Here is a 19,555-nt window from a genome sequence, read left to right on the forward strand (position 1 = left end):
ATGAAACCATTGATTGCCGCCGTGCTCGGGCTGTCCCTGCTAGCGCCCGCCCTGCCCTTTGCCGCCCCGCCGGCCGCATTGCCCGCTGAACCTTTGTCTGCTGAACCTCAGCCAGCTGAACCTCTATCCGCCGAAGCCCTGCCGGCGGAGCAGCCCGCGATTCCGCTGCTGCATGCGCGCTGGCTGACCAGGGACGGCGCGCCGCCCAACATCCAGGCGCTCGCGCAAACACCGGACGGCTGGCTGTGGCTGGCCAGCCCCACCGGACTGTTCCGTTTCGATGGCGTGACGTTCAGCCGCTACCGCCCGCCGCCGGGGCTGGACATGCCGGTCAACATCCGGCGCATGGGCACGCTGCCCGACGGCCGCCTGTGGGTCGCGCCCTACTTTGGCGACCTGTATGTCGTCGACGGCGAGAAGGTCCAGGTCTTCCTGCAGAAGGACGGTTTCGCGGGCGGCCTCGTGAACGGTATCGCCGGCACGCGCGACGGCCGCCTGTGGCTGGCCTCGGGCAGCGGCCTGCACGTGCTCGACAAGGGCGCCGGGCAGTGGCGCAAGGTCAACAAGGCCGGCTCGGTGCGCGGCGGCATCTTCGCTGTCCAGGTCGACGCCGCCGACACGGTATGGGCGCAGGGCTCGCGCGGCAATTTCCGCATGCGTCCGGGCGAGACGCATTTCACGCTGGTGGCACCGCAGCAGGTACCCGGCTCACTGGTGCGGGCGCCGGACGGCGCGGTCTGGGCGTCCGACGGCGGCCAGCGGGGCCTGCGCCGCGCGGATAACCTGGCGCAGGCAGATGCACCGTCCGCCGCGCCAGGCACGGCACCACTTCCAGCACCGGCCGCTGCACCAGCGAGTGCGCCCTCCGGCCCCCTGGACGAGCTGCTGCGGCGCGTCAAGCCGGGCGAACGCTTCAGCATCGACAGCCGGGGCAATTTCTGGTTTCCCCTCGCCAGCGGCGTGCTGCGCATCGCTTTCGAGGACGGCCAGCCGCGCCTGCAGGGGTTCACGGCGCGCCAGGGCCTGAGCGGCGACCGTGCCCTCGTGGCGTTCGAGGACCGCGAAGGCAGCGTGTGGGTCGCCACGCAGAATGGCCTCGACCAGTTCCGCCCCAGCCGCATGCGCGAGATCGCGCTGCCGCCTTACCTGAGCGATGCGCGGCCACTGGTGGCGGGCGCCGGTGGCAGCCTGTGGATCGACCGCTCCTGGCTGTCCGGCGGCGATGCGCAGCCGGAGACGTTCGGACCGCCGCCCAGCGAGGAAAACCTGGTGTCCCACCTGTATCGCGACCGGCACGGTACCGTGTGGGGCGGCGGCTACGGCGCCATCTGGAAAATGGATGGACTCAGGCAGGTGCCGATAGCGGTACCGGAACCAGTCCGGCGGCCGAAGTGGCTTGCCGTCTTCTCGTTCGCCACGGGTCCCGACGATGCCCTGTGGGTGTCGTTCGGGCCGGGCGGCACGTTCCGCGCCGAGGATGGCGGCTGGGTACCGAACGGCGGACACGCAGCGCTGAAGGATTTCGCAGTGACCACGATGGCAACCGCCGCGGACGGTGCCATCTGGTTCGGCTCCATCGGCAGCGCGATGGCGATCCTGCGCGGCGGCAGGGTCGAGAAATTCGGCCCGGCGCAAGGCCTCGACATCGGCGGCGTCCTGCAGATCGTTCCCGATGCGTCGGGCGCATGGCTGGGCGGCGACGAAGGCATCGCCCGCTTCGACGGCCAGCGCGCCCGGCGCATCCGCGGCGCGGGCGGCGAGCAGTTTGCCGGCGCATCCGGCGTCGTCTTCGCGCCGGACGGCACGTTGTGGACCAATACCGCGCGCGGGCTGTTCGGCATTGCCGGCGCCGAACTGCAGCGCACGCTGGCCGACCCCGGCTATCGGGTGCGCTTCCGCCGCTACGACGAGAACGACGGCCTGTTCGGCACCGCGCCGCCGATGTTGCCGGCACCGTCGATGGTGCGCACCGCGGCCGGCGAACTGGTCATGTCCACCACCAGCGGCGTGTACCGCTTCGACCCTGCCCGTGCGCCACGCAACCGCGTCGTGCCGCCGGTGCACGTGACGGGCATCGCCGCCGCGGGCCGCAACTGGCCCGCGGCGGCGCAGGTCCGGCTGCCGGCCGGCCCCGGCAACGTGCGCATCGACTACACCGCGCTCAGCCTCGCGGTGCCGCACCGCGTGCGCTTCCAGTACCGGCTGGAGGGTGTCGATGCCGGCTGGCAGGATGCCGGCGAGCGCCGCTCGGCCTTCTATACCCGCCTCGAACCCGGCACCTACACGTTCCGCGTCAAGGCGGCCAACGACGACGGCCTGTGGAACGAGCAAGGCGCGCAGGTGCGTGTCGAGATCCCGCCCACCGTCACGCAGACCACGTGGTTCAAGGTGCTGTGCGCGCTGGCGCTGGCGCTGGCCGCGTTCGGCCTGCACCGGCTGCGGCTGCGCATGGCGCTGCAGCGCATGACGCGCACCTTCGAGGCCCGCGTGGCCGAGCGCGAGCGCATCGCACGCGACCTGCACGACACGCTGTTGCAGTCAGTGCAGGGCCTGATCATGCATTTCCGCCGCATCGCGCTGCGCACGCCGGACGACGCGCCGACCCGGCCGATGATGCAGGAAGCGCTGTCGCTGGCCGCGGAGGTGCTCGAGGAAGGCCGCAGCAAGGTCGGCGAACTGCGGGTGGGCGAACCGCGGCCGGCCCCCGACGGCGACCTGGCGGCGCCACTCGAAGCGTACGGCCGCCGCCTTGCCGCGCCGGGCACGGCCGCGTTCACGGTCACCCGGGACGGCGCGCCGCGGCCCCTGCATCCGCCGGTCCATGACGAGGTGCTGGCGATCGCCCAGGAGGCGATCCGCAACGCATTCCTGCATGCGCAGGCGGCGCGCATCGACGTCGCGCTGCATTACGGCGAACACGAATTCACGCTGGCCGTGCGCGACGACGGCACCGGCATCGATTCCGCGCGGCGCGACGGCCGCACCCGGCACTGGGGCATTCCCGGCATGCGCGAGCGTGCCGCCGAGCTGGGCGCCGCGCTGGAACTGTCCGGCGCGCCCGGCCAGGGCACCTGCTGGTGCCTGCGGCTACCGGCCCGGCTGGCCTATGCCGGTGATGCTCCGGAACATGGCGGCGGCGCCGGCGCACGCCAGGGAGAACTGCAATGAACCATGCGGCGAAGCTGCGCGTGCTGGTGGTCGACGACCATCCGCTGATGCGGCGCGGCATCGTCGGCGTGCTCGACGAGGCCGGCGACATCGTCGTCGTGGCCGAAGCGTCCGACGGCTTCGCCGCGCAGGACTGCTACCGCGAGCACCGGCCGGACGTGACGCTGATGGACCTGTCGATGCCGCGCTGCCACGGCGTCGACGCGATCCGCGCGATCCGCCGCGACGACCCGCACGCCTGCATCCTCGCCGTCAGCACCTATGCCGGCGACGGCCAGGTGCACCGCGCGCTGGAAGCGGGAGCGGCCGGCTACGTGCTGAAGAGCGAGCTGTGCTCCGGGGTGGCCGACCTGGTGCGGTCGGCGCACGCCGGCCGGCGCGTGCTGGCTCCCGACCTGACGCGCCGCCTGGCGGCGGGCCGGCAGGAACAGCTGACCGCGCGAGAGCACGACGTGCTGGCGCTGGTGGCCCAGGGCCTCGGCAACCGCGACGTGGCGCGCCGGCTCGGCATCGCCGAGGAAACCGTCAAGAGCTACCTCAGCAACGTGCTGCAGAAATTGCAGGCCAGCGACCGCACGCACGCGGTCGTGATCGCGCTGCGCCGGGGCATGCTGGACTGAGCTGCCCGGGCGCGGTCAGGACGTCACTTCAAGCATGCCGAGCCGCCGGTACAGGGCGCGTGCATTGTACGGATTGTCGCTGTCCACCTTCAGGCCGACATGGCGATGGCCGCGCTGCGCGAACCAGGCGAACGCGTGCCGCATCAGTGCCGCGCTCAGGCCGCGGCACCGCCAAGCTGGCGCCACCACCAGGTCCTTCACGAACGGCACGCTCCAGCAGATCGCGAGCGCGGCAATGTCGCCTGCCCCATCGATGGCGATGAAGAAGGTCTCCGGGTCGTATTCGGCATCGCTGCTGAGGGCGCCCCACCATCCATCGAAGCCCTCGCAACGGTCCGGGTGGGCGGCGGCGAGCAGCGCGTACGCTGCGCATGCATGCAAGGCGGGGTCGAACGGCACAACGTGTACGCCAGCCGGAAATCCGGGCGGCGCGGCGGCATCGGCGGCATCGAGATCCTTGCGCATCAGGATCGGGGCGGGACGGCTTTGCATGGGCGGTCCAGTGCTGGAGTGGCGATCCGGCAAGTATAAGGCCGCTGGCGGCCCGCCCGGTTTGTCGGGGATGCCGACAACGGGCGACAATTCATCTGTGGAAATATCTAAACAGCAATGCTAGACTGCCGCCCCGCGTCACCCCGACGCCAGCATCCAGTCTCCCATGGATTTCATCAGAAAAACCTCGACACTGATCTGCCTTCTTGCCGCACCGCTCGCCGTCGCCGCCAATGAAGGCACGGTGCTGCCCTCGCTGCCCGCACTGCTGCTCGAGCGCCACCAGCTCGTCACCGTTGATGGCGACTTGCAGGAAGCGCCGTGGCAGGCCGCGCCCGAGTTCGCCACCTTCCACCAGTTCCTGCCCGAGAACGGCAAGCCGCCGCCGGCCGGCCTGCGTACCTCCGTGCGCCTGCTGATCGACGGCGATGCGCTGATCTTCGGCATCCGTGCCTGGGACAGCACGCCGGCCGGCATGCGCAGCTCGCTGGCGCGGCGCGACAAGGTGGCGCAGGACCAGGACTTCATCGGCATCTGGCTCGATCCGACCGGGCATGGCCGCGCCGCGCAGTTCGTGCGTGTCAACATCGACGGCGTGCTCAGCGACGGCATGTACCGCGCCGACGAGGACGAGGATGACCTCGGCCCGGATTTCCCCGTCGACGCCGCGGTGCGCCGCCTGCCCGACGGCTACAGCATGGAGATCCGCTGGCCGATGTCGAACCTGCGCTTCCCGTATGCGGACGGCAAGGCCTGGCGCCTGATGGTCGAGCGCAGCGTGCCGCATGCGGGCGGGCTGCGGCTGACGAGCACACCGCTGAAGACCGGTTCGCTCAGCTATATCGACGCGCTGCAGGAAATCGGCGGCATGGGCGGCACCGTGCAGGCCGTGCGCGACCGCGCCTTTGTCGACCTGAAGCCGGAACTCACCGTGCGCGCCAGCCGCGACCGGGACGATGCCGGTCGCCAGCACGGCAACCAGGCCAGCATGGGGCTGGAAATCAATGCCCGTCCGCGCGCCGACTGGGTTTTCAACGCCACGCTGAATCCGGATTTCTCGCAGGTCGAGATCGATGAGCCGATGCCGACCGGCGCCAGCCGCATCGCCCTGTCGCTGCCGGAGAAGCGCGGCTTCTTCCTGGAGAGTGCCGACGTGCTGGGCCTGCCGCTGTCGGCGTTTTATTCGCGCACGATCGCCAGCCCGCAATGGGGCCTGCGTGGCACGTGGCGCAATGCGCAGGCCGATGCCACCGCGATGAGCCTGCGCGACGAGGAAGGCGGGGTGGTCCAGCGCGGCAGCGTGTATGAAACGGCGGAGTATGAGCAGACGCGGCGCACGCTGGCCAGCCTGGTGCGCGGGCGCTGGCATCGCGGCGGCATGGTGCTGGGCGCCTTCGCCTCGCAGCGCGACTACGGCGATGGCGGCAGCAACGCGGTGGCCGGCTTCGACGGGCAATGGCGCGGCGGCGGCAAGCAGGCCTCGTGGCTGCTGATGCATTCGCAGAACAGCGCCGGCTTCGTCGAAGAGCCGCGGCCGGCCACGGTCAGGGTGCCAGCACGCAGCGGCAGCTATGCGCAGGGGCGCTACATCCATATCAGCGACGACTGGTGGAACGAGTTCAAGGTGGAGGCGATCGGTCCGGGCTTCGTCAACGACAACGGCTTCGTACCGCAGACCGGCGTGGTGAAAACGGACATCCACCTGAATCGCCGGCTCGGCGAGCACGACGTGCCCCTGTCGCCGTTCGGCGCCGCGCCGCTCAGGCTCTACGAGCTCGAGGCGCACCTGGGCCTGCACGAGATCCGCACGCTGTCCGATGCCGCGCTGGGCCAGCAGGCCAACCAGGTGGTCGAGCGCAAGGTGCAGCCGGGCATCTGGTTCCGTGCCGGCCGCCAGACCGACCTGTGGGCCAACCTGGGCTTCGACCGCCAGCGCGCCCACCGCGACGGCAGGCTGCACGATACGCGCGCCCTGCACTTCGGCTTCGCTTCGTCGCCGCTGCCGTGGATGCCGGTGCTGAAGGCCGAGGTCACGCTGGGCCGGCAGCTCGACGTGGATGCCGACCGGGTGGGCAGCGGCGGCAACGTCGTCGTCGATGCCGGCTTCCGTTTCCCGCTGGGGCCGGCCGGCAGCGGCTGGGCGATGGAATCGGACGTGCGCGTCAACCGGGCATGGATCGAGGGCACGCGGGGCCGCCCCGCGTTTGCCGACAACGGCTGGCGCTGGCTCGGCATGCTGCACTTCACCGCCAGCGATTCGCTGCGGCTGCTGGCGCAGAACACCTCGTCGTCGCGGCGCGACGATGGCGTGTCCGGCCTGGCGCCGTGGGCCGAGCGCGGCTCGCACCGCTCGCTGCTGTACCGGCACCTGTGGCGGCATGGCCGTTCGTTGTCGGTTGGCTACGCGCGGGACCGGGCCAGCGAGGCCAACGCCGTCAACGGCTCGCTGACGGTCAAGATGCAGTGGGAAGTCTAGGGAACCGCTGGCGCGGAGCAGGAATGCCACTGTGTCATCCTGCTGTCACAATCGCGCTCTACGCTGCAAGCTGGCATTTCACCACGGGGCAGCACCATGAATCGCATCGCTTCCGCATTTCCTGCCGCCGGCGACGCGGCAGCCTGGATCGCGCTCGGGCTGATCTCGGCCATGGCAGCCTGGCTGCTGCGCGATGGCCTCCGGCTGGTGGCCCACCTGCGCGCCGCGGACAGCCTGATCGCAGCCGGCATGCCCGAACGCGACGCATTGCGGGCCGCCGGCTGCCTGTTCTGGCAACTGCCCTGGTACCAGCGCCTGTTCCGGCGCTATCCCGAATTGCAGGGCTAGGTGTCACGAACCGGTCAAGAATGCCGGTTATCGTTGGCGATCCTGTTGCCGGCGCCGCCGCGGTCCCAATCCTGAAAGAGTTCGATGGAAGAAAAGGTTTATAACGTTCTGTTCCTGTGCACCGGCAATGCCGCGCGCAGCATCATGGCCGAAGCACTGGTGTCGACGATGGGCAATGGCCGGTTCCGCGGCTATTCCGCGGGCAGCCGCCCGGACGGCGGCATCGACCCGCTGGCGCTCGAGCAGATCCGGCCGACCGGCTATCCGCTGGACGGGCTGCGCAGCAAGAGCTGGGATGAGTTCGCGACGCCGGATGCGCCGGTGATGGATTTCGTCTTCACGGTGTGCGACGAGACCGCCGGCGAAGCGTGCCCGTACTGGCCGGGCCACCCGATCACCGCGCATTGGGATGTCGAAGACCCGACAGCTGCGGCCGATACCGAAGAGCACAAGCGTGCCGCGTTTCACCGGGCGTTCCACCAGATCCGCGCGCGCATGAGCATTTTCGTCAGCCTGCCGCTGCACATGCTGGAAAAGAATGCGATCCACCAGCACGTGACGGATATCGGCCGCACCGCCGCGTGATGCCTGGCGCGGCAACGCGCCGCGCGATCAAGCCAGCGATCAGGTCAGCGATCAGGCCAAATTCACCGCCAGCACAAACGAAATCTTGCCGACATCGGCGCCCTTCTTTTCCACCGAGACGGATTGCAGCACCGGCATCACCAGGGACGTTCCCGGTTCATACACTTCACCGTGCTGCAACAGGTAGCGCATATCCGGCTCGGCTACCTGGAACGGTTCCAGCGAATATGGCACGTCGGCCATGACGCAACCCGCTTCCAGCAATTTCTGCATTACCCGACGGCACGCCTCGTCAACCGGCGCATCCGCTACTGCCACTTCCATTACCGTTGTTCTCATCTTCGACCTCCTCAGCGAGCTACCGGGCGCGGCCACACGAGGTGACGCGCCTGCGGATTCTTCCGAATGGGCTATCTGCTCCGATGACCGGTGCTGCTAGCGTTATCAGTGCTGCGTCTGGAGCATTACTTGGAGGGCTTGAAGTATGACGTGTTTATGACAAATAGTAAATATTTCCTTACATCATGAGGGGTTTTTTGCACACCCCCCATCTGGGCAGCAACGGCGCCTTTACAACCATCCCGCTTTCCGGAAACGCCGGAACAGGTAGCCGCAGACCGTCGCCATCGTCAACAGCGCGAACGGGTAGCCGTACTTCCATTTCAGCTCCGGCATGAACTCGAAATTCATGCCCCAGACACCGGCGAACGCGGTGAACGCGGCGAAGATCGCCGCATAGGCAGCCAGTTTCTTGCTGATGTCGTTCTCCTCGATGGCCACCATCGACAGCGTCACCTGGATCGCGGTATTGATCGTGTCGCGCACCGCGTCGAGCCGCCCGGCGATGCGGAACAGGTGGTCGTGCACGTCGCGGAAGTAGTCCTGCGTATCGGCCACCACGGCCGGCACCCTGCCGCCATGCAGCCGTCCCACCGCATCCATCAGCGGAATCACGGCGTGGCGCAGCACCAGCGCCTTGCGCTTGAGCGCATACAGGCGCTCCACGTTGGCGCGCTGCGCATCCTTCTGGCTGAAGATGTGGTCTTCGATCGATTCGAGTTCGGATTCGAGCATGTCGACGATCGGGAAGTACCGGTCGACCACGGCATCGACCAGCGCATACAGCACGAAGCCGGCGCCCTTGCCGAGCTGGTGCGGTTCGCGCTCGGCGCGTTTGCGCACGCCGAGAAAATCCTGCGCCGAATCGCGCCGCACCGACAGCACGTAGTTCGGTCCCGCGAAGACGGCCAGCTGGCCGATCTTCAGCTCGTCGTCCTCCAGTTCCACGACGTGCACGACCATGAAGATGCTGGCGCCGTACTCCTCCATCTTGGGCCGCTGGTGGCCCCGCGCGGCATCTTCGACGGCCAGTTCGTGCAGGCTGAATTCATCCTGCATGACGGCGATCTCGTCGACATTCGGGTCGCGCAGCGCGACCCAGACGAAGGTCTCGGGTTCTTTCAGGTATTCGCTGATGTCCACCACGGGAACATCGGTCAGTTTCTTGCCTTCCTGGTAGGCGACGCAGTTGATCAGCATGGGTGACGTGCAAGAGGTTGGTGCAAAAGCATGAGCTTACAGCATGGCGCTGTCACCCGATTCCGTGGGGTGAACTGAACCATTCGTCCCCATTTCTGTCTCAGCCGTATTGACGATGGAGGCGGCGATGCATGGCGGCGTTTTCAACAGCTTGCTGGAACGATTGCGCGGGCAACTCGACGGCTTCTCAGGCGCCCAACTGGCGACATTGCGGTCCCTGCTCGAGTCGGCCTCGTCACTGGCGACCTGTCTGGAATTGATCGAAAAGTATGGCCGCCCCTGTGATCGCTGTCCGCATTGCACCGCGACCCGCATCCACCGTCACGGCAGTACTGGTGGGCTGCAACGCTACCGCTGCGTGACGTGCCGCCGCACCTTCAATGCGTTGACCGGCACACCGTTCGCTTTCTTGCGCCTGCGCGGCAAATGGCTGCCTTTCCTGCAGGCGGTGCTGGATTCCCGCACGGTCCGGGGCGCTGCCGACACCACGGGCATCCACCGCAACACCAGCTTTCGCTGGCGCCATCGTTTCATGGGATCAGCACGGCACGACCGGCCACCCCGGCTGCAAGGCATTGTCGAGGCGGATGAGACCTATCTGCTCGAATCGCAAAAGGGCAGCCGGCACCTGGACCGGCCGGCACGCCGGCGTGGCGGCAAGGCCAGGCGGCGCGGCATCTCCAAGGAACTCGACTGCATCCTCTTGGCACGCGACCGTGACGGCAAAACGCGGGATTTTGTCTGCGGCCGCGGCCCGGTTACGGCGCGTCAACTGGAGCGCCACCTGCCGCCGGTACTGGCCGCCGATGTCTTGCTGGTGTCGGACAGCGCTGCTGCTTACCGCACATTTGCGCGCCGCGCCGGCTTCGTACATGAAGCAGTCAACCTGAGCGCGGGTGTACGTAGCCGAGGCGCCCTCCACCTGCAACACGTGAACGCTTATCACAGCCGTTTTCATGGCTGGCTGTCGCGCTTTAACGGCGTGGCGAGGAAATACCTGCCGAACTACCTGGGCTGGCGCCATGGCCTCGACGGGCAGCGCTGGTCCGCGCCAGCAGACTGCCTGATCGCCGCCCTGCGCGGCAATTGCGCCGTTTCTTGATGACCTGGCGAAACTTCCACACGTTCGGGTGACAGCGCCTGCAGCATGGACGATGTTGCAAAAACACGTCAATTGCCGTGCAGGGGTCAAAAAGAAATTGGAAGCGCTACCAATGGTCATGATTGCGCTATTCATTTCAATCCAGAGACTTACGAGACGATTCGAAGAAATCAGGCGACTTGATATCGTTTTAGATATCAATCTCGCGTGATAAGTTATTGGATTAGCGTTAAAACAAGGTCTAGATTCCGTTTCACGCCCAGCAAATATTTCAGCGCAGTGAAAATGGGGGCCAGGATGGCTCAACCGCTCACGCAGATGATCGATGGTTGCGCATATCATTCTTTGATCAACGGTATCACGACAGCCCAATTGCGGCCCAAGGAGCACGGCACCAGGAACCAGTCGAAGCAAGCAAAGATGTTGTTAGTCCAGCAATAAAAATCCAGCAGAACATGCGGCACGGGACCACCGGCCGACAGCGCCCGTCGAGGCCAACAATAACGGAGACATGGATGAACAAAACAGTTGCAGGCGCCGCCCGGCGCCGCTTGGGTCGCGATGCGCTCGTACTGAGCGTTATCTCGACAATCGTCGGCAGCGCCTTTGCCCAGTCGCAGGCAGACACGCCGCCGGGACCCGTTCCCGCGAACGCCAATGCCAATGCCAGCGCCGGCGCCACGGCCGCCACGCCGAATGCGTCGAACAACCCGACGGCACCGGTCGCCACGGTGACCGTCAGCGGTTTCCGCAGCTCGCTGGGCCTGTCGGCCGCCGAAAAGCGCGACAACATCGGCCTGTCCGATACCGTGTTCTCCGAGGACATGGGCAAGTTCCCCGATCCGAACATCGCCGACGCGCTGTCGCGGGTGCCCGGCGTGCAGGTCACCCGTGCCTCGATCGACGGCGAAGGCATGAACATCTCGATCCGCGGCATGGGGCCGGCGTTTACCCGCGTGCTGCTGAACGGTGCGCCGATGGCGTCGGCGTCGGCCGGCAGCTGGGGCGGCAACATCAGCGCCAACCGCGAAGTGGACATGGACTTCCTGCCCTCCGAGCTGTTCCGCAGCGCCAGCGTCTATAAAAGCCAGCAGGCCAGCGTGATCGAGGGCGGCATCGCCGGCACCGTCAACATGCGCAGCGTGCGCCCGTTCGACAAGCAGGGCCTGCGCTCGGCGTTCACGCTGTCCGGCAACTACCGCGACCGCGACGGCAAATGGGGCAATACCGGCTCGGGCCTGATCAGCAACACCTGGAACAGCAGCACCTTCGGGCGCTTCGGCATCCTCGGCGGCGTGGCCTGGGGGAACACGAAGTACAAGACCGACGCCTTCCAGACCGTCGACATGCGCAACCTGCAGCTGAAGGGATTCCAGGCCAACCCGGCGGACAAGCCGAACAGCACGGGCGGCGGCTCGCAATCGACGCCGGACACGGTACCTGCCGGCCTGCCGCTCGCCGCCCTGCCCTCGTACGCGCAATCGGTGCTCGTGCCCGGCAAGCAGATCGACCGCAACATGCTGCTGGCGCTGAACCCCGGCGCGACGATCCAGCAGATCGACAACGGCCTGATGGGCCGCCTGGGCCGCCACATCATCTACCAGGGCGAACGCAAGCGCGCCGGCGAAGTGATCAGCGTGCAGTGGCAGCCGAACGACCAGTGGGACATCTACCTCGACACGCTGTTCGCGCAAAAGGAAAACAGCATGCTGTCCGAGGGCATGAACGTGGGCACGCGCGCCAACACGCCGATTCCCATCGGCCTGGAATTCGACCGCAGCGACTGCACCACGGGCTGCGTGATCACCAAGGGCACGTTCGCCAACACGTTCTGGTCGCTGGAATTCCGGCCGATGAAGGAAAAGACCCTGTTCCGCAGCTTCAACCCCGGCTTCGAATGGCGCCCGGCGGACAAGTGGACGGTCGACGGCCACGTGAACTACACGAAAAGCACGTTCTGGCGCGACATGCCGACCGTGCTGCTGGCCACCCGTTCGGCGAACTCGGTCATCGACTACGACAACACCACGCCAGGGCAAACGCCGACCTACACGGGCAACCTGGACGTCAACGACCCGGCCAACTTCGGCTGGTACCAGGCCGGCCAGAACCTGTCCGGACTGCGCATGGACCTGTACGAGCGCACCAACACCACCAAGGGTTCGCGCCTGAACGTGGCGTGGGGCGACAGCGACCTGTCGCTGAAAGTGGGCGCGGCGTGGGATGACATCGAACGGCGCTACCGTGGCTACAGCACGGCCGATGCGTGGATGAACGTTGCCTGCGGCAATAACGTCAATGCGCGGCTGTTCGGGCCGAACCCGCAACTGCGCACGCCCGGCTGCGACGGGCGCAGCACGCCGGGTCCGATCGCCGATGCCGCCACGGCCTACCCGGGCTACGGCACCGGCTACACGGCCGGCGGCGCGCCGCTGGCGTACCTGGGCTCGGTGGTGCCGAATGCCGCGGTACCGAACTACGCGCACGCCAGCAACCACGGCTTCATCACCGTCGACTGGCCGAAGTTCGCCAAGGATACGGATTACCAGTACTTCCGCGACAATATCTACAACGGCTTCAACAGCGGCAGCGGCGGCTACATCCGCGAAGTGGTGTCGTCGGCGTATGCAGAAGTCAATGGCCGCGCCGAGGTCTTCGGCCGCACGCTGCGCTACAACGCCGGCCTGCGCCATGCGCGCACCAAGCAGACGATCGGCGACCTGTCGTCGGTGGCCGATCCGCGCAACGCCGGGCTGCAGGCCGGCGGACTGTATCCGAACATCTCGTCGTGGGCCTACGAGACGGTTCACTACAGCAATACGCTGCCGTCGGCCACGCTGGCGTACAACATCACGCCGAACACGATCTTCCGGCTGTCCGGCTCGAAATCGCTGACGCGCGCCAACCCGGCCGACCTGCGCCAGACCCGCGTTTCCATCGGCGACCAGGGCGCGCGCCAGGGCAACCTCACCAACCCGAACCTGAAGCCGTTCGCCGCCAACAACTACGATGCCGGCCTCGAGTACTACTTCAGCCGCGAAGCCTACGTGGCGGGCAGCGTGTTCGCCAAGGACATCACCAGCCGCCCCGGCCTGCGCGTGCTGCAGTACACGCTGGCCGAACTGGATGCGCTGTACGGCACCATCGGCCTGACGGACGCGCAGCAGGTCGCCGTCGATTCCAGCGGCGGGCGGGCCAACCACCTGGTGGAAATCACCGCGCCGTACAACATCGACACCAAGCTGAAGGTGCGGGGCGTTGAACTGACGTGGCAGCAGCCGCTCGACATGCTGCCCGTGAAGGGCTTCGGCTTCACCGGCAACTTCACCTACACCAAGCAGACCGACGAAGCCGTCAATGCGCCGCCCGTCGCCGGCGTGCCGCCGCGCACCAACAACTTCACGCTGTACTACGAACGCAACGGCCTGTCGGCCCGCGTGTCGCGCCAGTACACGGCGTCGCACGTGGTCAATACCAGCACGGGCCTGTCGGTGGATGGCGGCGCCTACGCGTACACGACGGAGCGCAAGCAGGTCGACCTGTCGCTGAGCATGAACCTGAAGCGCATGTTCAATTTCGCGTACAACACCGACGTGACGGTGTCGGCCTGGAACCTGAACAACGCGATCAGCCAGACCTACACGCAGTTCAGCAACGCGATCTACGACGAGTACAAGCCGGGCCGCAGCTACACGGTGTCACTGCGCACGGCGTTCTAGTTTCAGTTTCAGTTTCAGTTTGGTTTCAGTTTCAATGTAACGGTTCATGGTCTCGCTCCGGCGAGTTGGCGGCCCTGCCATCACGGGGCCGCACTTTTTTTCAGGCACATCTACTTGAGTCCTCCTATGAAATATCCACCGGCACTGCTGGCCGCACTGTGCATCACGACCATTCTGCGCGCGGAGGCTGCGGACGACCCCGCGACCAGCGCGCGCTTCGAGCGCTTCGGCTACACGGGCCAGACGCAGGAACAGGCAAAGCCGCGCGCCGGCGAATTCGTCAACCCGGTCCTCGCAGGCTACTACCCCGACCCGTCGATCGTCCGTGCCGGCGACGACTACTACATGGTCGCGTCGTCGTTCACCAACTTCCCCGGCCTGCCCATCATGCGTTCGAAGGACCTGGTCACGTGGACGCAGGTCGGCAACGCGCTGGACCGCCCTGGCCAGATCGACTTCACCGGCGTGCGCGGCTCGCAGGGCATCTTCGCGCCGGACATCTCGTACCACGATGGCCGCTATTACATCATCACCACCTGCGCCAGCTGCCCCGGCGGCGTGGGCAACTTCATCGTCACGGCCACCAATCCGGCCGGACCGTGGTCTAAGCCCGTCACCGTGCAGGGCCTGAACGGCATCGACCCTTCCATCTTCCGCGATGGCGAGAGGATGTATGTCGTGCACAACGATGCACCCGAAGGCACGCCCCGCTACGACGGCCACCGCGCCATCTGGATCACCGAGCTCGATCCCTCGTCGCTGCAGCGCATCGGCAAGCCGAAGGTGCTGGTCGACGGCGGCGTCGACCCGAAGAAGAACCCGATCTGGATCGAGGCGCCGCACATCTTCAGGAAGGACGGCTGGTACTACCTGATCTGCGCGGAAGGCGGTACCGCCGACAACCACTCGGAAGTGGTGTTCCGCTCGAAGGACGTCATGGGGCCCTACGTGCCGGGACCGGCGAACCCGATCCTGACGCAACGCGACCTGGACCCGCAGCGCCCCAACCCGGTCACCACTGCCGGCCACGCCAAGTTCGTGCAGACGCAGAACGGCGAATGGTGGGCCGCATTCCTGGCCACGCGCCCCTACCCCGGCAATTTCTATAACATCGGCCGCGATACCTTCCTGCTGCCGGTGCGCTGGCTGGATGGCTGGCCGACGATCCTCGAACAGGGCAAGCCGGTGCCGTACACCCACGCAAAACCGAACCTGCCGGCGCAGCCCGCGCCGGCGGTGCCGCTGAACGGCGATTTCGCTTATGTCGACGAATTCGACGCGCCGCTGTCGCCGCACTGGATGGGCCTGCGCACGCCCCGCGGCAGGATCCACGAGCTGAAAGACGGCGCACTGGTGCTGCATGCGGGCCAGCCGCTGGGCGACCTGGCGGGCGTGCCGGGCTTCGTCGGCCGGCGCCAGCAGCACCACGACGCCACCGTATCGACCGTCGTCGACTACGCGCCCCGGCGCGACGGCGACCGCGCCGGCCTGCTGGCGATGCAGAACGATGGCGCGTGGATGTTCCTGGGCGTGGCGCGGGTGGAGGGAAAACGCGTCGTGGCGTTGTACAAGTCCGAAGGCGGCAAGGAAACGCTGCTCGGCACCGCGCCGGCGCCGGACGGCCGCGTCGAACTGGCCATGGAGATGCGCGGCGGACAGTCCGCTTACCGCTACGGTGATGGCGTCGGCAAGCAGCTGAAGACACTGAAAGCGGACGTCGACGTGACGTTCCTGTCCACGCAGAAGGCCAAGGGCTTCGTCGGCGTCGTGGTCGGTCCGTATGTGCAGGCGAACATCAATAAATAAGAGGAAACCACCATGAAACCAGAAACGAGACAGCCAGCCCGCCGGGCACTTTACGTGGCCGGCGTTGCGCTGTGCGCGGCATCGATGGCAACCGCGATGGCCGCGCCGGCGGCGCAGGTCAATCCTGTGCAGGACAAGCCCGCGCAGGCCGGATCGAAAGCTGCGCCCGGATCGAACCCGATCATCCGCGACAAGTTCACCGCCGATCCCGCGCCGCTGGTGGTCGGCGACACGCTGTACCTTTACGTGGGCCACGACCAGGCCCAGCGCGACGAAATGTTCAACATGCGCGAATGGCTGGTGTATTCGACGAAGGACATGAAGACGTGGACCGATCACGGCCCCATCATGAACGTCAAGGATTTCAAGTGGGCGAAGGCCGATGCGTGGGCATCGCAGACGATCGAAAAGAACGGCAAGTTCTACTTCTATGCCGCCGTCGAACACGATGGCACGCATCCCGGCAAGGCCATCGCCGTGGCGGTTTCCGACAAGCCGACCGGCCCGTTCCGGGATGCGCGCGGCTCGGCCCTCGTTACCAACGCGATGACGCCGAAGGGTACCCACAGCTGGGAAGACATCGACCCCACCGTGTTCACGGACGACGACGGCACCACGTGGCTGGCCTGGGGCAACCGCCAGTGCTACATCGCCAAGCTGAAACCCAACATGACCGAGATCGACGGCCCGATCCGCGAGATCACGCCGCCGCATTTCGAGGAAGGCCCATGGCTGCACAAGCGCGGCAAGATGTACTACCTGACGTATGCGTCGCTGGACCGCACCACGCAGCGCGACGAGCACGTGTCGTACTCCACCGCGCCCAGCATCGAAGGCCCGTGGACGCACCGCGGCCTGCTCACCGGTTCCGGCAAGTACAGCTTCACGATCCATCCGGGCATCGTGCAGTTCAAGGACAACTGGTACCTGTTCCTGCACAACGCCACGCTGGCGATCGGCGACATGAACGGCGCCATCGGCCGGCGCGCCGTCACCGTGGAACACCTGCAGTACAACCCGGACGGCACGATGAAGACGGTGGTGCAGACCGAGGCCGGCGTGACGGCACCGCCGCCTCGCTGACAATTGCTGGCGGTCAGCGGTTGTCTACGCTGGCCACCACACCCGGCCGGCCGTTACGGTCGAACGCGGCCACCTTGATCAGGCCCCGTTCGGCGATCGGCCCGGTGACCGGCTTGCTGGCGGCAGTGGGGGCGCTGCCATCGACGGTATAGCGCAGCGCCATGCCGGGCAGCACGTGGTTGGCCAGCACGCGGCCGCCTTCGACCAGCAGGCCCGGCGGCGCGATGCGGTAGTCGACGCCCACCCGCTCCAGGTCGAGGCGCGGCAGCACGCGCTGGCCCAGCGCGTTGACGAATCCGGACCATGCGCTGCCGTACAGCGCGGCCGCCTTGTCCGCATCGCCTTCGGTGGCCCAGGCCGGGTCCGGCGCCCAGGCCCGCTCGGCCACCGCCAGCAGGCGCGGCATCGCGAGGTAGTCGATGCGGGCCGGGTCGCGCACGGTTTCCGTAAACAGCGTGGCCTGCATGCCGCGCACGCGGCGCCTGCCGTAATCGGTCAGGCCGTCCTTGCCGAGACGGGCCTCGGCGCTGGCGTTCTTCAGGTAGTCGAACGGGATGAAGCCGTAGACGTCGTCGAGCTCCACGTAGGCGCCCCAGTTGACACCCGGCTCCTCGGGGTTCTGGTTGGCGGCCATGTCCATATACATCTTCGTCACCGGCGCGAGCACGATGTCGTAGCCGGCGTTGGCCAGCCGGTAGGCCAGGTCCTCGGCGCCCACCGTATTGTTCCAGACATAGGCGGAGAAGCCGCGCTGCGTGAAACGGGGGTTGGGTATCAGCTTGTGGCGCCCGGCCAGCAGGGTCTTGCGCGCGGCCATCTCCTCCCAGCCGGAAGCGTACAGCCCGTGCTTCCTGACGATGGCATCGACGCGGTCGTAGAAGTAATCCCATAGGTCCGCGCTGGTTTCCAGCTTTTTCTGGCGCATCAGCGCCAGGCTGGCGGGCGACTTTTCCCATGCACCGTCGGGCAGCTCGTCGCCGCCCATGTGGATCGTGCGCAGCGGCACGCCGGCCGCACGGTGCAGCTTCACCACTTCCGCCACCACGTGGCCGATGAAGGTGAAGCTCGATTCCAGGCCGGGGTTGATCACGTGATCCGTGTACAGCTGCGGCGACTTGTAGACCGAGCGGTCGCTGAAATCGTGCAGCAGGTACTTCGCCGCATCCTTGCTGCCGGCCGCCTTCAGCCGGTGGTAGCGCGCTTCCATCGCCTGCACGGCGGCGCGCGCGTGGCCGGGCATCTCGATTTCCGGGATCACGTCGATATGGCGCGCCTTGGCATAGCGCAGGATCTCGATGTAGTCGGCGCGGCTGAAATAGCCGCTGCCGCTCGCGTCGCGCGGATCGGGGCCGGAGCCGTAGGCGGGCTGCAGCCGCACGCCCGGTTTCGCGCTGTGGCCGCGCACCGCGCCGATGGCCGTCAGCTCCGGCAGGCCGGCGATTTCCAGGCGCCAGCCTTCGTCGTCGGTCAGGTGGAAGTGCAAGGTATTGAGCTTGTAGCGCGCCATCAGGTCGAGCCACTTGAACACCGTTTCCTTGCCGTGGAAATTGCGCGCCACGTCGAGCATGAAGCCGCGGTGGCCGAAGCGCGGCGCATCGGTGATCGCCACCTCGGCCAATGCCGGATCGGCGGCGCCGGGCAGCGGCATCAGGTCGCGCAGCGTCTGCAGGCCGTAGAACACGCCCGCCGCACTGTTGCCGGTGATCGCAATGCCGTCCTTTTCACCGATGGTCAGCCGATAGGCTTCGGGCGAGTCGTGCCCTTCCACCTTGCCCACGCCCAGTTGCAACGGGGCGCCGCCTGACTTGAACAGTTCGCGCGCCAGCGCCGCTTCGGCAGCCAGCGCGGCCGGCGCCTTCACCGAAGCATTTCCCGTCAAACGCAGCTTGCCGGCGCCGGGCTGCATGTGCAGTGGCGTCGGCAGTACCGGCGGCACCTCGGCCGCCGGCAGCAGGCCGGCACGGGCGTTGCGGCGATACGTGTCGGCCGGCGTGACCCGCGGATTGAGGCCGGTCTTGCCGGTATCGACCTGTTCCGGCCGCGTGACCGGCAGCAGCGCGAAGTCGGCGATGGCCATGCCCACGTCGGGCGCGGCGTCGTACACCAGGTAGGGGCCGGATGGCGCCTTGTCCAGCTTGACGATGCGGTACGGGTACAGCAGGCTGACTTCCAGCGACTGGCCCGGCGCCAGCCCGGCGAAGCCGTCGCCCGGCTTCAGGCGGAAATAGCCGCCGGCGATCTGTTCCAGCACCAGGCCAGCGCCGACGGCGCCGGTCTGCAGCGCATCCATGCTGTTGAAATGCAGCGACCAGCCGCGCGCGGGCAACGGCTGGCTGTCATTGTTGGTCACGATCAGCCGCGCCTGGGTACGCCCGTCCGGCGCCGCTTCCGTGAAGACATTGCGCTGCAGCTCCCAGCGCACCTGCAGCCTGCCGGCCCTGACCGCGCCATCCGGCACCGCCGCGGACGCGGCCTGCGCGGGCACTGCACTCACGGCTGCCTGCGCGGTTGCCGCCACCGTTGCCGATGCGGGCGCCAGCAGTGCCAGCATCGCCAGCCAGTGCCGTGCGCCCGGGGCGCTGCCCCAGGCCTTCGTTCGATTCCCCAAGCGTGTCTC

Annotated in this window: 13 protein-coding genes; 9 read left to right on the forward strand and 4 right to left on the reverse strand. The window is 67.2% G+C overall.

Going from position 1 to position 19,555, the window contains the following annotated elements; genetic code table 11:
• Both FHS02_RS29945 and FHS02_RS29950 read left to right on the forward strand, forming a co-directional pair.
• Entirely contained in the window at nt 1-3,168 is a 3,168-nt protein-coding gene (locus tag FHS02_RS29945; protein ID WP_137312185.1) for a sensor histidine kinase, read from the forward strand.
• Nucleotides 3,165-3,788 carry a response regulator gene (locus FHS02_RS29950; protein WP_137312184.1) on the forward strand — a complete coding sequence of 208 codons (624 nt, stop codon included), beginning with the start codon at nt 3,165-3,167 and terminating at the stop codon, nt 3,786-3,788. The genes FHS02_RS29945 and FHS02_RS29950 overlap by 4 nt, the downstream gene beginning before the upstream one ends.
• Nucleotides 3,789-3,803: 15 nt before the next feature.
• Here the strand turns inward: FHS02_RS29950 and FHS02_RS29955 are convergent, their stop codons facing one another.
• A complete protein-coding gene (locus FHS02_RS29955; protein ID WP_137312183.1) occupies nt 3,804-4,280 on the reverse strand; it encodes a GNAT family N-acetyltransferase in 477 nt (158 codons plus the stop codon).
• Between the two features lie 166 nt (nt 4,281-4,446).
• Between FHS02_RS29955 and FHS02_RS29960 the strand changes: the two genes are divergently transcribed.
• From FHS02_RS29960 to FHS02_RS29970, 3 genes are all read left to right on the forward strand, one after another.
• Complete coding sequence (locus FHS02_RS29960) at nt 4,447-6,756, forward strand: DOMON domain-containing protein (protein ID WP_175424673.1); 2,310 nt, start codon at nt 4,447-4,449, stop codon at nt 6,754-6,756.
• Nucleotides 6,757-6,852: 96 nt separating this feature from the next.
• Nucleotides 6,853-7,104, forward strand: coding sequence for a hypothetical protein (locus FHS02_RS29965; RefSeq protein WP_137312182.1), 252 nt, complete (start codon nt 6,853-6,855; stop codon nt 7,102-7,104).
• 84 nt (nt 7,105-7,188) lie between these two features.
• Nucleotides 7,189-7,689 (forward strand): arsenate reductase ArsC, encoded by a 501-nt coding sequence (locus tag FHS02_RS29970; RefSeq protein WP_137312181.1) that lies wholly within the window; start codon nt 7,189-7,191, stop codon nt 7,687-7,689.
• A gap of 51 nt (nt 7,690-7,740) precedes the next feature.
• Here the strand turns inward: FHS02_RS29970 and FHS02_RS29975 are convergent, their stop codons facing one another.
• Entirely contained in the window at nt 7,741-8,028 is a 288-nt protein-coding gene (locus FHS02_RS29975) for a hypothetical protein (protein WP_221403986.1), read from the reverse strand.
• A 231-nt stretch (nt 8,029-8,259) separates the two neighbouring features.
• Nucleotides 8,260-9,228, reverse strand: coding sequence for a magnesium/cobalt transporter CorA (corA, locus tag FHS02_RS29980; RefSeq protein WP_137312179.1), 969 nt, complete (start codon nt 9,226-9,228; stop codon nt 8,260-8,262).
• A gap of 127 nt (nt 9,229-9,355) precedes the next feature.
• Between corA and FHS02_RS29985 the strand changes: the two genes are divergently transcribed.
• The 4 genes from FHS02_RS29985 (at nt 9,356) to FHS02_RS30000 (ending at nt 16,938) form a co-directional block, all read left to right on the forward strand.
• Nucleotides 9,356-10,330 (forward strand): IS1595 family transposase, encoded by a 975-nt coding sequence (locus FHS02_RS29985; protein WP_308700806.1) that lies wholly within the window; start codon nt 9,356-9,358, stop codon nt 10,328-10,330.
• Nucleotides 10,331-10,845: 515 nt separating this feature from the next.
• Entirely contained in the window at nt 10,846-14,049 is a 3,204-nt protein-coding gene (locus FHS02_RS29990; protein WP_175424672.1) for a TonB-dependent receptor, read from the forward strand.
• Nucleotides 14,050-14,175: 126 nt separating this feature from the next.
• Entirely contained in the window at nt 14,176-15,855 is a 1,680-nt protein-coding gene (locus FHS02_RS29995) for a glycoside hydrolase family 43 protein (protein WP_137312177.1), read from the forward strand.
• 12 nt (nt 15,856-15,867) lie between these two features.
• On the forward strand, nt 15,868-16,938 hold the full coding sequence (locus FHS02_RS30000) for a glycoside hydrolase family 43 protein (RefSeq protein WP_229422472.1): 1,071 nt from the start codon (nt 15,868-15,870) through the stop codon (nt 16,936-16,938).
• 13 nt (nt 16,939-16,951) lie between these two features.
• On the opposite strand, the gene FHS02_RS30005 is transcribed toward FHS02_RS30000, so the two are convergent.
• The gene (locus tag FHS02_RS30005; RefSeq protein ID WP_229422471.1) at nt 16,952-19,546 is read right to left on the reverse strand and encodes a family 20 glycosylhydrolase; all 2,595 of its coding nucleotides are present in this window, start codon (nt 19,544-19,546) and stop codon (nt 16,952-16,954) included.
• Nucleotides 19,547-19,555 lie beyond the last annotated feature (9 nt).

The organism is Pseudoduganella umbonata, assembly GCF_014192225.1.
GTDB classification, from domain to species: Bacteria; Pseudomonadota; Gammaproteobacteria; order Burkholderiales; family Burkholderiaceae_D; genus Rugamonas; species Rugamonas umbonata.